19 protein-coding genes are annotated in these 17,092 nt (G+C 72.3%); 12 read left to right on the top strand and 7 right to left on the bottom strand.

The features are described 5' to 3' along the window. The first annotated feature begins 23 nt into the window (after positions 1 to 23). Positions 24 to 848 (top strand): purine-nucleoside phosphorylase, encoded by an 825-nt coding sequence (locus ACFC8N_RS29695; protein ID WP_361131712.1) that lies wholly within the window; start codon positions 24 to 26, stop codon positions 846 to 848. A 63-nt stretch (positions 849 to 911) separates the two neighbouring features. Further along, positions 912 to 2,558 carry a phospho-sugar mutase gene (locus ACFC8N_RS29690; RefSeq protein ID WP_376291179.1) on the top strand — a complete coding sequence of 549 codons (1,647 nt, stop codon included), beginning with the start codon at positions 912 to 914 and terminating at the stop codon, positions 2,556 to 2,558. 60 nt (positions 2,559 to 2,618) lie between these two features. Here the strand turns inward: ACFC8N_RS29690 and ACFC8N_RS29685 are convergent, their stop codons facing one another. Further along, a complete protein-coding gene (locus tag ACFC8N_RS29685) occupies positions 2,619 to 2,867 on the bottom strand; it encodes a hypothetical protein (RefSeq protein WP_356030273.1) in 249 nt (82 codons plus the stop codon). 83 nt (positions 2,868 to 2,950) lie between these two features. After that, entirely contained in the window at positions 2,951 to 3,640 is a 690-nt protein-coding gene (locus tag ACFC8N_RS29680; RefSeq protein ID WP_356030272.1) for a PH domain-containing protein, read from the bottom strand. Between the two features lie 147 nt (positions 3,641 to 3,787). Between ACFC8N_RS29680 and deoC the strand changes: the two genes are divergently transcribed. The 3 genes from deoC to ACFC8N_RS29665 are packed head-to-tail and all read left to right on the top strand — an operon-like array spanning position 3,788 to position 7,073. Beyond that, a complete protein-coding gene (gene deoC, locus ACFC8N_RS29675; RefSeq protein ID WP_356030291.1) occupies positions 3,788 to 4,747 on the top strand; it encodes a deoxyribose-phosphate aldolase in 960 nt (319 codons plus the stop codon). Positions 4,748 to 4,753: 6 nt separating this feature from the next. Further along, complete coding sequence (locus tag ACFC8N_RS29670) at positions 4,754 to 6,184, top strand: aldehyde dehydrogenase family protein (RefSeq protein ID WP_356030270.1); 1,431 nt, start codon at positions 4,754 to 4,756, stop codon at positions 6,182 to 6,184. After that, entirely contained in the window at positions 6,177 to 7,073 is an 897-nt protein-coding gene (locus tag ACFC8N_RS29665) for an aldehyde dehydrogenase family protein (RefSeq protein WP_376291176.1), read from the top strand. Before ACFC8N_RS29670 ends, ACFC8N_RS29665 begins: the two co-directional genes overlap by 8 nt. 85 nt (positions 7,074 to 7,158) lie before the next feature. On the opposite strand, the gene ACFC8N_RS29660 is transcribed toward ACFC8N_RS29665, so the two are convergent. Then, positions 7,159 to 7,563 carry a hypothetical protein gene (locus ACFC8N_RS29660; protein WP_362818307.1) on the bottom strand — a complete coding sequence of 135 codons (405 nt, stop codon included), beginning with the start codon at positions 7,561 to 7,563 and terminating at the stop codon, positions 7,159 to 7,161. Between the two features lie 127 nt (positions 7,564 to 7,690). Between ACFC8N_RS29660 and ACFC8N_RS29655 the strand changes: the two genes are divergently transcribed. Beyond that, entirely contained in the window at positions 7,691 to 8,326 is a 636-nt protein-coding gene (locus ACFC8N_RS29655) for a uridine kinase (protein ID WP_362818304.1), read from the top strand. A gap of 187 nt (positions 8,327 to 8,513) precedes the next feature. On the opposite strand, the gene ACFC8N_RS29650 is transcribed toward ACFC8N_RS29655, so the two are convergent. Further along, on the bottom strand, positions 8,514 to 9,248 hold the full coding sequence (locus ACFC8N_RS29650) for a SigE family RNA polymerase sigma factor (protein ID WP_362818302.1): 735 nt from the start codon (positions 9,246 to 9,248) through the stop codon (positions 8,514 to 8,516). Between the two features lie 250 nt (positions 9,249 to 9,498). Here ACFC8N_RS29650 and afsQ1 point away from each other — a divergent pair, with 250 nt between their 5' ends. The 5 genes from afsQ1 (at position 9,499) to ACFC8N_RS29625 (ending at position 13,399) form a co-directional block, all read left to right on the top strand. Continuing rightward, positions 9,499 to 10,176 carry a two-component system response regulator AfsQ1 gene (afsQ1, locus tag ACFC8N_RS29645; protein WP_356030262.1) on the top strand — a complete coding sequence of 226 codons (678 nt, stop codon included), beginning with the start codon at positions 9,499 to 9,501 and terminating at the stop codon, positions 10,174 to 10,176. Beyond that, on the top strand, positions 10,173 to 11,783 hold the full coding sequence (locus tag ACFC8N_RS29640; protein WP_376291172.1) for an ATP-binding protein: 1,611 nt from the start codon (positions 10,173 to 10,175) through the stop codon (positions 11,781 to 11,783). The genes afsQ1 and ACFC8N_RS29640 overlap by 4 nt, the downstream gene beginning before the upstream one ends. Next, positions 11,780 to 12,412 (top strand): hypothetical protein, encoded by a 633-nt coding sequence (locus tag ACFC8N_RS29635; RefSeq protein ID WP_376291170.1) that lies wholly within the window; start codon positions 11,780 to 11,782, stop codon positions 12,410 to 12,412. The genes ACFC8N_RS29640 and ACFC8N_RS29635 overlap by 4 nt, the downstream gene beginning before the upstream one ends. A gap of 87 nt (positions 12,413 to 12,499) precedes the next feature. Next, entirely contained in the window at positions 12,500 to 13,087 is a 588-nt protein-coding gene (locus ACFC8N_RS29630; protein ID WP_356030258.1) for a VanZ family protein, read from the top strand. 111 nt (positions 13,088 to 13,198) lie between these two features. Next, positions 13,199 to 13,399: a PspC domain-containing protein gene (locus ACFC8N_RS29625; RefSeq protein ID WP_356030257.1), complete on the top strand. Its 201-nt coding sequence runs from the start codon at positions 13,199 to 13,201 to the stop codon at positions 13,397 to 13,399. A gap of 97 nt (positions 13,400 to 13,496) precedes the next feature. Here ACFC8N_RS29625 and ACFC8N_RS29620 read toward each other — a convergent pair whose 3' ends face one another. Together ACFC8N_RS29620 and ACFC8N_RS29615 are read right to left on the bottom strand one after the other, a co-directional pair. After that, the gene (locus ACFC8N_RS29620; protein WP_356030256.1) at positions 13,497 to 13,832 is read right to left on the bottom strand and encodes an ATP-binding protein; all 336 of its coding nucleotides are present in this window, start codon (positions 13,830 to 13,832) and stop codon (positions 13,497 to 13,499) included. 162 nt (positions 13,833 to 13,994) lie between these two features. Next, on the bottom strand, positions 13,995 to 15,158 hold the full coding sequence (locus ACFC8N_RS29615) for an adenosine deaminase (RefSeq protein ID WP_376291168.1): 1,164 nt from the start codon (positions 15,156 to 15,158) through the stop codon (positions 13,995 to 13,997). A gap of 145 nt (positions 15,159 to 15,303) precedes the next feature. Here ACFC8N_RS29615 and ACFC8N_RS29610 point away from each other — a divergent pair, with 145 nt between their 5' ends. Next, positions 15,304 to 16,065 carry an alpha/beta hydrolase gene (locus ACFC8N_RS29610; protein WP_356030252.1) on the top strand — a complete coding sequence of 254 codons (762 nt, stop codon included), beginning with the start codon at positions 15,304 to 15,306 and terminating at the stop codon, positions 16,063 to 16,065. Positions 16,066 to 16,070: 5 nt separating this feature from the next. Here the strand turns inward: ACFC8N_RS29610 and ACFC8N_RS29605 are convergent, their stop codons facing one another. Next, complete coding sequence (locus ACFC8N_RS29605; RefSeq protein ID WP_362818292.1) at positions 16,071 to 17,030, bottom strand: LysR family transcriptional regulator; 960 nt, start codon at positions 17,028 to 17,030, stop codon at positions 16,071 to 16,073. Positions 17,031 to 17,092: the final 62 nt, after the last annotated feature.

Genomic DNA, 17,092 nt, shown 5'->3' with positions numbered 1-17,092 from the left:
GAAGAGCGGCTACCCTCGACGACGTGAACGCATCTCTTCTTCCGGACGACATCCAGGGCGACCCGTACGCCGCCGCCGACGCCGCCGCCGCGCGCCTGCGCGAACTCACCGGCGCCGAGACCCACGACGTCGCCCTCGTGATGGGCTCCGGCTGGGCTCCGGCCGTCGACGCCCTGGGCGCACCCGACGCCGAGTTCCAGGTCACCGAGCTGCCCGGCTTCCCGCCGCCGGCCGTCCAGGGGCACGGCGGCAAGATCCGCTCGTACTCCTTCGGTGACAAGCGCGCCCTGGTCTTCCTGGGCCGCACGCACTACTACGAGGGCCGTGGCGTCGCCGCCGTCGCCCACGGCGTGCGCACCGCCGTGGCCGCCGGCTGCAAGACCATCGTCCTCACCAACGGCTGCGGCGGCCTGCGCGAGGGCATGCGCCCCGGCCAGCCGGTCCTGATCAGCGACCACATCAACCTCACGGCCACCTCCCCGATCGTCGGCGCCAACTTCGTCGACCTGACGGACCTCTACTCCCCCCGCCTGCGCGCCCTGTGCAAGGAGATCGACCCCACCCTGGAGGAGGGCGTCTACGCGCAGTTCCCCGGCCCGCACTACGAGACCCCGGCCGAGATCCGCATGGCCCGCGTCATCGGCGCGGACCTGGTCGGCATGTCCACGGTCCTGGAGGCCATCGCCGCCCGCGAGGCCGGCGCCGAGGTCCTGGGCATCTCCCTGGTCACCAACCTGGCCGCGGGCATGACCGGCGAGCCCCTCAACCACGAGGAGGTCCTCCAGGCGGGCCGCGACTCCGCCGCGCGGATGGGCGAGCTGCTGGGCCAGGTGCTGGGCAAGCTGTAAGCGGGCCGAACGGGGGTCTGGGGGCGAAGCCCCCGGCGAAGACAAGGAGAGGTTGATTCCAAGGTGCACGACGATCTCATCGCCAGGGCCAAGGCATGGCTCGCCGAGGATCCCGACGCGGAGACCCGCGACGAACTGGCCAAGCTGATCGACACCGGCGACGTGGCGGAACTGTCGGCCCGGTTCTCCGGCACGCTCCAGTTCGGCACCGCAGGCCTGCGCGGCGAACTCGGCGCCGGCCCGATGCGCATGAACCGCAGCGTCGTCATCCGGGCCGCCGCCGGCCTCGCCGCCTACTTGAAGGCTCAGGAGCCCCCCCAGGGGGAAAGCGGGGCCGGGCTGGTCGTCGTCGGCTACGACGCCCGCCACAAGTCCGCCGACTTCGCGCGCGACACCGCCGCCGTGATGACCGGCGCGGGCCTGCGCGCCGCCGTACTCCCCCGCCCGCTGCCCACCCCCGTGCTCGCCTTCGCCGTACGGCACCTCGGCGCGGTCGCGGGCGTGGAGGTCACCGCCAGCCACAACCCGCCCCGCGACAACGGCTACAAGGTGTACCTCGGCGACGGCTCCCAGATCGTGCCGCCCGCCGACGCGGAGATCGCCGCCGAGATCGACGCCATCGCGAGCCTGAACGACGTACCGCGCCCGGAGTCCGGCTGGGAGACCCTGGACGAGTCGGTCCTGGAGGCGTACCTGGCCCGTACGGACGCCGTCCTGGCCCCCGGCTCCCCCCGCACCGCCCGCACGGTCTACACGGCGATGCACGGCGTCGGCAAGGACGTCCTGCTGGCCGCGTTCGCCCGCGCCGGCTTCCCCGCGCCGGTACTGGTCGCCGAACAGGCCGAGCCGGACCCCGACTTCCCCACGGTCGCCTTCCCGAACCCGGAGGAGCCGGGCGCGATGGACCTGTCGTTCGCGCAGGCCCGCGCCACCGGCCCGGACCTGGTCATCGCCAACGACCCCGACGCCGACCGCTGTGCCGTCGCCGTGAAGGACGGCGCCGACTGGCGGATGCTGCGCGGCGACGAGGTCGGCGCGCTGCTCGCCGCCCACCTGGTGCGCCGGGGCGCGACCGGCGTGTTCGCCGAGTCGATCGTCTCCTCCTCCCTCCTCGGCCGCATCGCCGAGAAGGCGGGCCTCCCCTACGAGGAGACCCTGACCGGCTTCAAGTGGATCGCCCGCGTCGACGGCCTGCGCTACGGCTACGAGGAGGCCCTCGGCTACTGCGTGGACCCCGAGGGCGTGCGCGACAAGGACGGCATCACGGCGGCCCTCCTGATCACGGAGCTGGCCTCGGGGCTCAAGGAGGACGGCCGCACCCTGCTCGACCTCCTCGACGACCTCGCCGTCGAACACGGCCTGCACGCCACCGACCAGCTCTCGGTCCGCGTCCAGGACCTCTCGCTGATCGCGGACGCCATGCGCCGCCTGCGCGAGCAGCCGCCGACCGAACTGGCCGGCCTGCCGATCACCCGGTCCGAGGACCTGACCCTGGGCACGGACAGACTGCCCCCGACCGACGGCCTGCGCTACACCCTCGACGGCGCCCGCGTGATCGTGCGCCCGAGCGGCACCGAGCCGAAGCTGAAGTGCTACCTGGAGGTCGTCGTCCCGGTCGCGGACCACACCGCTCTCGCGGCCGCCCGCGCCCGCGCGACGGACCTCCTCGCGGCGATCAAGCGGGACCTGTCGGCGGCCGCCGGCATCTGAGCCGTACGCACGGCGACAGGGGCGGCCCTGGACCGGGGCCGCCCCTGTCGCCGTGTGCGCTCAGTCCGAGGAGTCGGCGGGGATGCCGGCCGGCAGGCACGTCATCAACGCTGCGGGATTGCCGACGAGTACCAGGCTGCTGAGGAGCCCCCCGGTGGCCAGCTGGGCCGGCGCGCGGCAGGAGGAGAGGATCGTCGTTCCGCGATCCGGGGCAACGGGTGTGGGGGCGGCCCAGGCGGCGGAGGCCTGGCTCACTCCCGCAAGGGCGAGGAGGACGACAGCGGTCCGGGTGATCTTTCTTGCGTTCATGACCGTTTCAACGATCACCCCGCGCCACAGGGCATTGCTCCCTTGCGGTGAGTCGCGGCGCAGCTTCGCCGCACCGGCACGCCTCAGCCCGTCGCCAGGAGGATCGCCAGCAGGATCGCGCCCGCCACCGCCGGCGCGGCCACCTCGTAGGCCCAGCGCACGGTGATCTCCCCCTGCGCCGACTCCGCCTCGCCGCGCCGCTCCAGAAGCTCGCGCAGCTCCCCCATGGCCTGGTCGGACTCCGCGCGGGTCGCACCGGCCGGGGCGGCGCCGCCGCCGACGGCACCGAAGCCGCCGAAGCCGCCGAGCCCGCCGAGGTTGCGTCGCGCGGGCCGGTCGCCGCGGGCCGTGTCCGCCGCCGCCCGCGACGTGCGCATCTCCGCCTTCTTGCGGGCCCGCAGCGAGACGGGCAGCGCCCAGAGCTGGTACTTGCCGCCCGCCTTCACGACGACCTCGTTGGAGTAGCCGGAGCGCAGGGAGGCGATCTCGCCCCAGGGCAGGCTGATCACGCGGAAGGGGTTGCGGATCCGCAGCCGGTCCTCGCTCGCGTAGACCGCCGGGCGCAGCGTGAAGGCGATCACCAGCGGCACGACCAGGATCATCCCGGCGAGCGCCAGCCACGGCGCGCGGCCGTGCCCCTGGAACAGGGCGTCGCAGCCCAGCCAGAGGATGACGGCGAGCAGCAGCACGCCGCCCACGAGCGCCATCGGCGAGCGGTAGGCCCGGTCCTTCACGGCGAGGGACGCGGGGGGCTGGTGGTCCGGGGTCGTCATGGCCCCGATTCTGCACGACATCCGCGGCGGCGGCCCACGTACCCCGGCACCGGCGCTCATCCGTGACCTCCGAAGGAGAGATGAGCAGCACAGGGCTTCCCGGGGGTATACATCCGCTACGCGCGTAGATATGCTCGTCTGGTGACCATGCCCACTACTGCTCCCCCAGCACACGCGCTCGCCGACGTCACCGCGTCCGACAGCACGCTGCGCCGCTTCCTGCACGGGCTGCCCGGCGTCGACGCGGTCGGCCTGGAGGCGCGGGCCGCGTCTCTCGGCACCCGTTCCATCAAGACCACCGCGAAGGCGTACGCCATCGACCTCGCCATCTCGATGGTCGACCTGACGACGCTGGAAGGCGCGGACACCCCGGGCAAGGTCCGGGCGCTCGGCGCCAAGGCGGTCCATCCCGACCCGACGGACCGGACGACCCCGACGACGGCGGCCGTCTGCGTCTACCCCGACATGGTGGCCGTCGCCAAGGAGGCCGTCGCCGGGTCCGGCGTCAAGGTCGCCTCCGTCGCCACCGCCTTCCCGGCCGGCCGTGCCGCGCTCGACGTGAAGCTGGCCGACGTCCGCGACGCCGTCGCCGCGGGCGCGGACGAGATCGACATGGTCATCGACCGGGGCGCGTTCCTCGCCGGCAAGTACCTGAAGGTGTACGACGAGATCGTCGCCGTGAGGCAGGCCTGCGGCACGAGCGCCCGGCTGAAGGTCATCTTCGAGACCGGCGAGCTGTCGACGTACGACAACATCCGCCGTGCCTCCTGGCTCGGCATGCTGGCCGGCGCCGACTTCATCAAGACCTCGACGGGCAAGGTGGCGGTCAACGCGACCCCCGCCAACACCCTGCTGATGCTGGAGGCCGTGCGGGACTTCCGTGCGCAGACCGGCATCCAGGTCGGCGTGAAGCCGGCCGGTGGCATCCGCACCACCAAGGACGCCGTCAAGTTCCTGGTCCTGGTCAACGAGACCGCGGGCGAGGACTGGCTGGACAACCACTGGTTCCGCTTCGGCGCCTCCTCGCTCCTGAACGATCTGCTGATGCAGCGTCAGAAGCTGGCCACCGGCCGCTACTCCGGCCCCGACTACGTGACGGTGGACTGATCCCCCATGGCTTTCGAGTACGCTCCCGCGCCCGAGTCCCGCTCGGTCGTCGACATCGCCCCCTCCTACGGCCTGTTCATCGACGGCGAGTTCGCCGAGGCGGCCGACGGCAAGGTCTTCAAGACGGTCAGCCCCAGCACGGAAGAGGTCCTCTCCGAGATCGCCCAGGCGGGCGAGGCGGACGTCGACCGCGCCGTGAAGGCCGCCCGCAAGGCGTTCGAGAAGTGGTCGGCGCTGCCCGGCTCCGAGCGCGCCAAGTACCTGTTCCGCATCGCCCGGATCATCCAGGAGCGCAGCCGCGAGCTGGCCGTGCTGGAGACGCTGGACAACGGCAAGCCGATCAAGGAGACCCGCGACGCGGACCTCCCGCTGGTCGCCGCGCACTTCTTCTACTACGCGGGCTGGGCCGACAAGCTCGACCACGCCGGGTTCGGCCCCGCGCCGAAGCCCCTGGGTGTGGCCGGTCAGGTCATCCCGTGGAACTTCCCGCTCCTGATGCTGGCGTGGAAGATCGCCCCGGCCCTCGCGACCGGCAACACGGTCGTCCTGAAGCCCGCCGAGACGACCCCCCTGTCCGCCCTGTTCTTCGCGGACATCTGCCGCCAGGCGGGCCTGCCGAAGGGTGTCGTCAACATCCTTCCCGGCTACGGCGACGCGGGCGCCGCCCTCGTCGCGCACCCCGACGTCAACAAGGTCGCCTTCACCGGCTCCACGGCCGTCGGCAAGGAGATCGCGCGGACCGTCGCCGGTACGTCGAAGAAGCTCACCCTCGAACTGGGCGGCAAGGGCGCCAACATCGTCTTCGACGACGCCCCGATCGACCAGGCCGTCGAGGGCATCGTGACCGGCATCTTCTTCAACCAGGGCCAGGTCTGCTGCGCGGGCTCCCGCCTCCTCGTCCAGGAGTCGATCCAGGACGAGCTGCTGGACTCCCTGAAGCGCAGGCTCTCCACGCTGCGCCTCGGCGACCCGCTGGACAAGAACACCGACATCGGCGCGATCAACTCCGCCGAGCAGCTGGCCCGGATCACCGCGCTGGCCGAGCAGGGCGAGGCGGAGGGCGCCGAGCGCTGGTCGCCGAGCTGCGAACTGCCCTCGTCCGGCTACTGGTTCGCCCCGACGCTCTTCACGAACGTCACCCAGGCGCACACCATCGCCCGCGACGAGATCTTCGGCCCGGTGCTCTCCGTCCTCACCTTCCGCACCCCGGACGAGGCCGTCGCCAAGGCCAACAACACGCAGTACGGCCTGTCCGCGGGCATCTGGACGGAGAAGGGCTCACGGATCCTGGCGGTGGCGGGCAAGCTCCGCGCGGGCGTGATCTGGTCCAACACGTTCAACAAGTTCGACCCGACCTCGCCGTTCGGCGGTTACAAGGAGTCGGGCTTCGGCCGCGAGGGCGGTCGCCACGGCCTGGAGGCTTACCTCGATGTCTGACCGCACCAATGAGCGTCTGAGCGTCTTCAAGACCTACAAGCTGTACGTCGGCGGGAAGTTCCCGCGTTCCGAGAGCGGCCGGGTGTACGAGGTGACGGACTCGAAGGGCAACTGGCTGGCCAACGCTCCGCAGTCCAGCCGTAAGGACGCCCGGGACGCGGTCGTCGCCGCCCGCAAGGCGTTCAGCGGCTGGTCCGGCGCGACGGCGTACAACCGCGGCCAGGTGCTCTACCGCGTCGCGGAGATGCTGGAGGGCCGCCGCGAGCAGTTCGTGCGCGAGGTCGCCGACGCCGAGGGCCTGTCGAAGTCGAAGGCGGCCGCGGTCGTGGACGCCACGATCGACCGCTGGGTCTGGTACGCGGGCTGGACCGACAAGATCGCCCAGGTGATCGGCGGCGCGAACCCCGTCGCCGGGCCGTTCTTCAACCTCTCCTCCCCCGAGCCGACCGGCGTGGTCGCCGTCCTGGCTCCGCAGGAGTCGTCGTTCCTGGGTCTGGTCTCGGTCCTCGCCCCGGTCATCGCCACCGGCAACACCGCGGTCGTGATCGCGAGCGAGAAGTCTCCGCTCCCCGCCCTCTCCCTGGGCGAGGTCCTGGCCACCTCCGACGTCCCGGGCGGCGTGGTCAACGTCCTGTCCGGCCGTACGGCGGAGCTCGCGGCCCCGCTGGCCGCGCACCAGGACGTCAACGCGATCGACCTGGCCGGTGCGGACGGCGAACTGGCCAAGGAGCTGGAGATCGCCGCGGCCGACAACCTGAAGCGGGTCCTGCGTCCACAGGCTGTGGATTACTCCGAGACGCCGGGGACCGAGCGGATGACGGCGTTCCTGGAGACGAAGACGGTGTGGCACCCGACAGGCTCGCTCGGCGCGTCGCGGTCGTCGTACTGACCCATCGGAAACGCCACCGGGAAAGGGGCGGGGGTTGCGGCGGTGGCACACATCGCGCGGCCCCACGCCCCTTTTCGTGGCGCCTTCAGATGCCCGGCCCGCCCAGCACCCGGTCCGCCCCCGGCAGGCTGCCGATGGACGGGGCCTCCGCCACCGGCCCCGTCACCGTCTGCGTACCGACCGGCTTGAAGTCGGCCAACTGCGTGCCCACGCCGTTGTCCAGGGGGTCGACGCCCGTGCCCGCCAGGGGGTTGGGCTTGAGGCCGGCCACCGGGCCCGTGACGTAGGGGACCGTGGCCGCGAGGACCGCCAGGCCCGCCTGGGGGTCGAAGTCCCCGAGGGAGGTCGGGCGCGACGGCACCTTCACGGGTGGCGCGGCCGACTCCGCGTGCGCCGTGACGGCGCCGGCGCCCAGGGCCGCCCCTGCGGCCGCGAGGGCGATCAGGGCGCGCGGTGCGACGGGGGGTCGGGGGGAGTGCTGTCGGGCCATCGCTGGTGCCACCTTCCGGCGCGCAGGGTAATGGTATCGACACGCAGGGTAGTTGAGGCGGGAGTCACGCTCAAAAGCCGACCCGCGGGGTCGGCAGGCGGCCCACCATGCGTCAAACTGGTGTTCCGTGAGCATTCATCCTCCGGCCCCCGCCCGCGTCGTGCTGCTGTGCGGCCCCTCGGGTTCGGGCAAGTCACTCGTCGCCGCCCGTTCCGGGCTCCCCGTGCTGCGCCTGGACGACTTCTACAAGGAGGGTGACGACCCGACTCTGCCCCTGGTGCAGGGGAGTTCGGACATCGACTGGGACCACCCGGAGTCCTGGGACGCGGACGTCGCCGTCGAGGCCGTCATCCGGCTGTGCGCCACGGGCTCGACACCGGTGCCGGTGTACGACCTCGCGCTGAGCGCCCGTACCGGCGAGAACACGCTGCACATCGGCCGTACCCCGCTGTTCATCGCCGAGGGCATCTTCGCGGCGGAGATCGTCGAGCGCTGCCGGGAGCTGGGGGTGCTCGCGGACGCGCTGTGCCTGAGCCGCGGCCCGTTCACCACCTTCCGCCGGCGCTTCCTGCGGGATCTGCGGGAGGGCCGCAAGTCGGTGCCGTTCCTGCTGCGCCGGGGCTGGCGGCTGATGCGCGCGGAGCGGTCGATCGTCGCCCGCCAGGTGTCCCTGGGCGCGCACGCCTGTGACCGTGACGAGGCGCTGGGGCGGCTGACCGCCGCCGCGGCGGGGCGGCAGGTCCGGCAGCAGACGGCGGCATAGGAGTCGTACGTACACGTACGTACGAAAAAGCGGGACTGGACAGGCCCCCCGGCCCTCCAGTCCCGCTTCTCGTGCTCCCCCGTTCCCCCTCCCTGTTCCCCCCGTGGGCCCACCCCCAGCGGTGCCCACGGCGGCCCCCGTTGTTCCCCCGTGTCCCCCTCGGGCCACCCCCCGGTGACCCCGGCCTTCAGGCGACCAGTTCGCCGAAGGCGTTCTCCTCGTCACGGCCGAAGCTGAGGACCTCGTCCTCGCGCAGCCGGCGCAGCGAGCGCCAGATGCTGGACTTCACCGTGCCGACACTGATGTTGAGGATGTCCGCGATCTCCGGGTCCGTGCGGCCCTCGTAGTAGCGCAGGACCAGCATGGTGCGCTGGAGTTCGGGCAGCCGGGCCAGCGCCTGCCACAGGACCGCGCGCAGCTCGGTGCCGCGCATCGCGTCCGTGTCGGAGGGCGTCTCCGGCAGTTCCTCGGTCGGGTACTCGTTGAGCTTGCGGCGCCGCCAGGCGCTGATGTGCAGGTTGGTCATGGTGCGGCGCAGGTAGCCGCCGACGGCCGCCTTGTCGCTGATCCGGTCCCAGGCCCGGTACGTCGAGAACAGCGCGCTCTGGAGCAGGTCCTCGGCCTCGAAGCGGTCGCCGGTCAGGTGGTAGGCGGTGGCGTACAGGGAGGCGCGGCGCTCCTGGACGTAGGCCGTGAACTCCGCCTCCGTCAGCGAGCGACGCCGCTCCCCCGAGCCCTCCCCGTGCCCCTCCCCCGTGTGCGTGTCGACCACCGACATGTACGTCGGGTGCTGACGCCCGGTGCCGCGAGCGCACCCCCGCCCGCTCACGGCACCGGACTTCTCGGAACCGGACCGGTGCGTGTGCACGTCGTGCAGACGCGTGACCACTGCGCTGGTGCTCATGCTGTGCAGCGTGTTCATCTCGCGCTCCCCGTCGTGGACGTCCGGTGGTTCGGTCCTGCCGGGCCGGCTTCCGACCGATCCGGTCGGCCGCCTGGCCCGTGACGAAAACTCTGCCGGGGGCACTTCATGGCCGTGTCCGCCGACTGTCACAGACCTGTCACAGGGGTCCTGCTCAGGGATGTCACAGGAAGTGCACATGTCGTGGCGGTAGGGAAGGGCTGGTGCGGGCAGGTGGGAGGACGGCGGGTCCATGGGCCAGAATGAGCCCGTGGCTTCCCTGTTGCTGATCGAGGACGACGACGCCATCCGCACGGCCCTGGAGCTCTCGCTGACGCGCCAGGGCCACCGGGTGGCGACCGCTGCCAGCGGTGAGGACGGTCTGAAGCTGCTGCGCGAGCAGCGGCCCGACCTGATCGTGCTGGATGTGATGCTGCCCGGGATCGACGGCTTCGAGGTGTGCCGTCGGATCCGGCGCACCGACCAGTTGCCGATCATCCTGCTGACCGCGCGCAGTGACGACATCGACGTGGTGGTCGGGCTGGAGTCCGGCGCCGACGACTATGTCGTCAAGCCCGTGCAGGGGCGGGTGCTGGACGCCCGCATCCGGGCCGTGCTGCGGCGCGGGGAGCGCGAGTCCAGCGACTCGGCGACGTTCGGCAACCTGGTCATCGACCGCTCGGCGATGACCGTGACGAAGAACGGCGAGGACCTCCAGCTGACCCCGACCGAGCTGCGGCTGCTGCTGGAGCTGAGCCGGCGGCCCGGTCAGGCGCTGTCCCGCCAGCAGTTGCTGCGGCTGGTGTGGGAGCACGACTACCTCGGCGACTCGCGCCTGGTGGACGCCTGCGTGCAGCGGCTGCGTGCCAAGGTCGAGGACGTGCCCTCGTCGCCGACGCTGATCCGTACCGTCCGTGGTGTCGGCTACCGCCTGGACACCCCTCAGTGACGGACAGGCAAGGGGGGCTGCGCGGCTGGACCGCGGGGCGTGCGAGGAGTCTGGCGCGGCTCAGGTTCACCAGTCTGCGGCTGCGGCTGGTCGTCGTCTTCGCGCTGGTGGCCCTGACGGCCGCCGTCTCGGCATCCGGCATCGCGTACTGGCTGAACCGCGAGGCGGTGCTCACCCGCGCCCAGGACGCGGTGCTGCGCGACTTCCGCCAGGAGATGCAGAACCGCGCGGGCGCGCTGCCGGCACACCCCTCGCAGGACCAACTCCAGCGCACCGCCGGGCAGATGGCGACGAGCAGCCAGGGCTTCAGTGTGCTGCTGGTCGGCCAGGACGCGAGCGGCAGGACGGTGTACGGCAACTCGGGCGGGATCAACGGCTTCTCGCTGGAGGACGTGCCGAAGTCGCTGCGCGCGGCGGTGGACAGGCAGCAGAAGGTGTCGGGCGCCAACAAGGAGCCGTACCACCTGTACTGGCAGCGGGTCGTGGCGCACGGCACGCCGTTCCTGGTGGCCGGTACGAGGGTGATCGGCGGCGGTCCGACCGGCTACATGGCGAAGTCCCTGGAGCCGGAGGCCAAGGACCTCAACTCGCTGGCCTGGTCGCTCGGCATCGCCACGGGCCTCGCCCTGATCGGCGCCGCGCTGCTCGCGCAGGCCGCCGCGACGACCGTGCTGAAGCCGGTGCACCGGCTCGGGGTCGCCGCCCGGCGCCTGGGCGAGGGCAGGCTGGACACCCGGCTGCGGGTCTCCGGCACCGACGAACTCGCCGATCTGTCCCGGACGTTCAACAACGCGGCCGAGGCGCTGGAGCACCGGGTCGCGGAGATGGCCGCCCGGGACGAGGCCTCGCGCCGGTTCGTCGCCGACATGAGCCATGAGCTGCGTACGCCGCTGACCGCCATCACCGCCGTCACGGAGGTGCTGGAGGAGGAGCTGGAGGCGGAGTCGGGCAGCATCGACCCGATGATCGAGCCGGCGGTGCGGCTGGTGGTCAGCGAGACACGGCGCCTGAACGACCTGGTCGAGAACCTGATGGAGGTCACCCGCTTCGACGCGGGCACCGCCCGGCTGGTCCTGGACGACGTCGACGTCGCCGACCAGATCACCGCCTGCATCGACGCCCGCGCCTGGCTGGACGCCGTCGAACTGGACGCGGAGCGCGGCATCCACGCCCTGCTGGACCCGCGCCGGCTGGACGTCATCCTCGCCAACCTGATCGGCAACGCGCTCAAGCACGGCGGGTCGCCGGTGCGGGTGTCGGTGCGGGCGGCGGACGAGGAGGTGGTCATCGCGGTGCGCGACCACGGGCCGGGCATCCCGGAGGACGTCCTGCCCCACGTCTTCGACCGCTTCTACAAGGCGAGCGCCTCCCGGCCGCGGTCCGAGGGCAGCGGACTGGGCCTGTCCATCGCCATGGAGAACGCCCACATCCACGGCGGCGGGATCACCGCCGCCAACTCGCCCGACGGCGGGGCGGTGTTCACCCTGCGGCTGCCACGGGACGTCTCACGGCTGACCGAGGAGCCGGACGAGGGCGACGGCAAGGGCGGCGGGACCGACACGGACAGCACGAGCGGCACGGACAGTTCAGGAAAGGAGGGGTCATGACCGTACGACGCGCGACGGCACGAAGCCGGGCCGCACGCCGACTGCTGGCGCTGCCCCTCATGGGCCTGGCGCTCTCCGGCTGCGGCATCCGGGCCACGGAGGTGCCGACCGACTTCGGGGCGGCGCCGTCCCGGGTGCCGTGCTCGCTGGCCGGGCCGGACCGCTCCGCGCAGTCCTCGCGGGGCGTGCCCGTGCAGGTCTTCCTGCTCTGCGGGGCGTCCCTGGTGACGGTCGACCGGACGGTCGGCGTCGCCGTGGGCACCCCGGACGCCCGGCGCCGGGTGATCGTGGCCCAGGGGCTGCTGGACCAGCTGGCGGCATCGCCGTCCGCCGCCGAACGCTCCGCGGGCTACACGACGTACGTCCCGGGCGGCCTGAGCGTGTCGGGCCCCGGTCCGAAGGACCCCGAGGACATGCTCCGGCTGAGCACGCCTCCGGCGCACCTGACGTCGTACGCCCTGGCGCAGGTCGTCTGCACCCTGTCCGACTCGGCGGCGACGGAGGGCGACGGCTCGGTCATCCTGGCCGGCCCGGTCCCCGACACCCCCCGCCGCTACGCCTGCACGGACGACGTCCGCAACCGCCCGGGAAACGCGCAGCCGCCGTCGAGCGCGGTGCCGGCGAGCTAGCGCCGCCGGGGTGCGGCCGGACCGTGGATGACACGTCGGGGAAACCGATGCGGAACCGATCGTGCCCGGGGCTGCGTCTAGGGGGTCGTGCAGCGTCAAGGCTCCTTCGGCGGCAGCGCCGCGTTCCGCATCAGGGTGGCAGGAGGCGTCCTCCTCGTCGCCCACCTCGCTCTCGTCGCCTGGCTGACGCTGCGCCCGCTGGACGTGCCCTGGGTGACACCGCCCAATCTGCATCCGCTGGCCGGCATCCGCGCCGACCTGGCACTCGGTGACCGGGAGGCGGCCCGGCGCCTCGGTGAGGGGCTCGCCCTGCTCGCCCCGCTGGGCGTGCTGCTGCCGGCGGTGCACGGCAGGCTGACCGTCTCCCCGCTCGCCTCCCTGATCCGTACGGCCGCGGCGGGCGCCCTGATCTCCCTCGGCATAGCGCTGCTGCAGACCGGGGTGCCCGGCCGGGTCGCGGACGTCGACGCGCTGCTGCTGAACACCGCGGGCGTCGTCCTCGCCCACCTGGCCGTCGTGCCGGCGGGCCGCGCATGGCTGCGCCGCCGTGAGGCGGGGGGCGCGTGTGCCGCGCGAGAGGGCGCCGGCTCCGGGGCCGGGCGGCCCGTCACGCTCCAGGAGGAGCTGTCTCAGGGTCGCACCCCGACGATTCCCAGGGTCGGGATCGCCCCGTAGAGCGATGCTTCGCCCCCTTCGTCTCCCTACCGTGGAAGAAGGTCGAGGGACGCCACCGGGGCGGCCCCGGCCACCGGCCCGGCAGCGGGCCGACGACACGGAGGAGCCGCGATGACCGCCCTTGCCCGCCCCACCCACGGCCGCGTGATCGCCGGCGTGTGCGCCGGACTGGCCCGGCGTTTCGGCACCTCCGCGACGACGATGCGGGTGATCTTCCTGCTCTCCTGCCTGCTCCCGGGCCCGCAGTTCCTGCTCTACATAGCCCTGTGGATCCTGCTGCCCTCCGAGGAGAAGTCCCGCACCGCCTGGTAGACGTGCGAACGCCGTTGGGGCGCCCCGGAGGACAACTCCGGGGCGCCCCAGCGGCGTTGTGCCGGCCGGCGGCCGGGTCAGGCCGGGTCGGGCGGGGTCAGGCGACCGGGAGGCCGTTCACCGGGAGCCCGTGCGTGGGCAGGCCCGTGTGGGCCGTCGGCAGTCCGCCGAGCAGCCCGGCGGCCGGGGCGGTCGGGCTCTTGGCGAGGGCGTTCTGCGCGGCCGGCTGCGCGGCGGCGGCCGCGGTGCCCACGGCGCCCTGCCCCCGGCTCAGCGCGGCGTTGGCGGCACCCGGCAGCGTCTGGGTGACGGAGCCCAGGGCCTGGCCGGATTCCGGGAGGGCCGGGGCCGCGTTGGCCGCGCCCGCACCGACGGCGGCGAAGGCGGCGCCGAGGGCGGCGACACCGAGAGTCTTGACAGCAGACTGCTTCATCGTAAATGCATCCTTGAATGCGGAGACGGGAGAGGAGACGGGAGATCAGAGTCGATCCCAGCGGTCCTCGACCGTAAACACGCCGAACCGCACGCCGCAAACACCGAAATGCGGACACTATGTGAAAGCGCGTCCGCATTTCATGCCGAATACCGGGTGCGCTCACTCCTCCGAGTGAGCGGAGCCGCTGGTGGAGGCCGTCTGCTGGAACAGCCATTCGGATTTCAGTTCTGCATATCCGGGCTTGACGACGTCATTGATCATCGCAAGTCGTTCATCGAAAGGAATGAACGCGGATTTCATCGCATTGACGGAGAACCACTGGAGATCGTCGAGCGTGTAACCGAATGCCTCGACGAGATGCTCGAATTCCCGGCTCATGCCGGTGTGCGACATCAGCCGGTTGTCCGTGTTCACCGTGGCCCGGAAGTGCAGCCGGCGCAGCAGCCCGATCGGATGCTCGGCGTACGACGGCGCGGCCCCGGTCTGGAGGTTGGAGCTGGGGCACAGCTCCAGCGGGATCCGCTTGTCCCGGACGTACGACGCCAGCCGGCCGAGCCGCACCGAGCCGTCCTCGCGGACCTCGATGTCGTCGATGATCCGCACCCCGTGCCCGAGCCGGTCGGCGCCGCACCACTGCAGCGCCTGCCAGATGGACGGCAGCCCGAAGGCCTCGCCGGCATGGATGGTGAAGTGGTTGTTCTCGCGCTTGAGGTACTCGAAGGCGTCCAGGTGCCGGGTGGGCGGATAGCCCGCCTCCGCGCCGGCGATGTCGAAGCCGACCACGCCGGAGTCCCGGTACCGGTTGGCGAGTTCGGCGATCTCCAGGGAGCGGGCCGCGTGCCGCATGGCGGTCAGCAGCGCGCCGACCCGGATCCGGTGGCCGTCCTCGCGGGCGAGCCGTTCGCCCTGCCGGAAGCCCTCGTTGACCGCCTCGACGACCTCTTCGAGGGTCAGCCCGCGCTCCAGGTGCTGCTCGGGGGCGTAGCGCACCTCGGCGTAGACGACCCCGTCCGCGGCGAGGTCCTCGGCGCACTCCCGCGCGACCCGGACCAGCGCGTCCCGGGTCTGCATCACGCCGACGGTGTGCCGGAACGTCTCCAGATACCGTTCCAGCGAGCCGGAGTCGGCGGCCTCGCGGAACCAGATGCCCAGCTTGTCCGGGTCGGTCTCGGGGAGGTCCGCGTACCCGGTCTCCTGGGCGAGGGCGACGACGGTGCCGGGGCGGAGGCCGCCGTCGAGATGGTCGTGCAGCAGAACCTTGGGCGCCCGGCGGATCTGGTCCGGCGTCGGAACGACCCCGATCGGTGCAGTCTGGCTCGTCATTTCCGCACTCTAACGCCTACGCGCGTAGAGGACCCGGTGAACGCGACGGCTCTTTCACCGCACTTTTCCGGCGCTTTCCCGCCGATACGCAACAGTGACCGCACGTACGGGTTTGGTACACCGCCCCTTCTGACACTGTTCTGTCATGGGACAGCAAGCGACGCCGGTCCGAACGGCCGGGCTGGGAAAGGCAGTCGGCCCGGAGCCGACGGCGGTGAGCGGAGCGGTGCTGCTGCTCCCCGGCGGGGAGGAGGTGTCCGCCCGCCGGCCGTCCCCCGTGCGGGCGACGCTCGCGCTGCGCCCGCTGGGCCGCCGGTTCGTGCGCGCGGGGCGGGCCGAGGGGCTGGCCGTGCACACCGTGCGGTACCGCTACCGGGGCTGGAACGGCAGCGAGGCGCACCTGGCGGCGGACGCGGGGTGGGCCGTCGACGAGGTCGTACGGCGGTACGGGGACGTTCCCGTCTGCCTGGTCGGGGTCGACATGGGCGGCCGCGCGGCGCTGCGGGCGGGCGGCCACGAGGCGGTCAACTCCGTGGTGGCGCTGGCTCCTTGGCTCCCCGAGGACGACGTGGCCGCGCCTGCCGAGCCGGTGAAGCAGCTCGTGGGGCGGCGGGTGCTGATCGTGCACGGCACGAACGACCAACGCACCGATCCCGAGCTGTCGTTCCGGTACGCGGCGCGGGCGAAGAAGGTGAACCGGGAGGTGTGCCGGTTCGAAGTGCACTCCGACGGCCACGGGTTGACCGGGCACCGGGACGAGGTCGGGTGGCTCGCCGTCGACTTCATGCTCGGCGCGCTGTACGGACACCACCTGTCCCGGCCGGTCGAGGACGCGTTGGCCGCGCCGCCGCCGATCGGGTTGCGGATGCCGCTCGCGGCGGGCTTCGGCAGGTCGTTGAAGCGGTAGACCCGTCAGGGCAGCAGGTTGCCCCTTCGCGACAGCAGGAACTTCTTGAAGGCGGCCACCGGCGGGGTGTCCGGGCGGTCCGCGAGCCAGGCCACACCGATCTCCCGCGCCGCCCTCGGGGCCGTGACCGTCAGTTCCACGACGCCCGGCCTCGGGACCGTCGGCGGGGGCAGGAGCGCGACCCCCAGGCCCGCCGCCACCAGGCCCCGCAGGGTCTCCGCCTCCTCGCCCTCGAAGGCGATCCGGGGGCGGAAGCCCGCCTCGCGGCACAGGGCGTCGGTGATGCGGCGCAGGCCGTAGCCGGGTTCCAGGGTGACGAAGGTTTCCTCGGCGGCCTCGGCCAGGCGGATGCGTCTGCGGCCGGCCAGGGCATGGTCGGCGGGGACGACCAGACGGAGTTTCTGCTCGTCGAGGCGGCGGGCGACCAGGTCGGGGGCGTCGGGGACCGGGGAGGTCAGGCACAGGTCCAGCTCGCCCGCGCGCAGCCGCTCCAGCATGGCCTCGCCGTAGTTCTGGACCAGGCTGAAGCGGATGCGCGGGTGGTCGGCGCGGAAGGCGTGCAGGAGGCCCGGTACGGTCTCGGCGCCCATGGTGTGCAGAAAGCCGAAGGCGACCTTGCCGGTGGCCGGGTCGGCGTCGGCGCGGACCTCCTCGGCGGCCCGCTCGACCTCGGCGAGGGCGCGTTCGACCGAGGCCAGGAAGGTGCGGCCGGCGGGGGTGAGGGAGACGGTGCGGCCGTGCCGGGCAAAAAGGTCGACGCCGAGGTCCTGCTCCAGGCGGACCATCGCGCGGGAGAGGGTGGACTGCGGGACGTTCATCTCGTGCGCCGCCCGGGTCACGTGCTCGGTGCGGGCCACGCCGGCGAAGTAGGCGAGGCGGGGGGCGAGCACCTTCGACATCTCAGACATGTCTTCTGTGTCACTGTTCGATGACAGGCGAGCCTGTGAGCTCTGCTGATGCGCCATGGGAACGATTATGGCGATTCCATGCATTGGACGCATGAGGCGGGCCGTCCCTACGGTCTAGG

This window comes from Streptomyces sp. NPDC055966, from assembly GCF_042269865.1.
Taxonomy (GTDB): domain Bacteria; phylum Actinomycetota; class Actinomycetes; order Streptomycetales; family Streptomycetaceae; genus Streptomyces.
The sequence above is the reverse complement of the archived record's forward strand: the minus strand, read 5'-3'. Positions and strand labels throughout refer to the sequence as shown.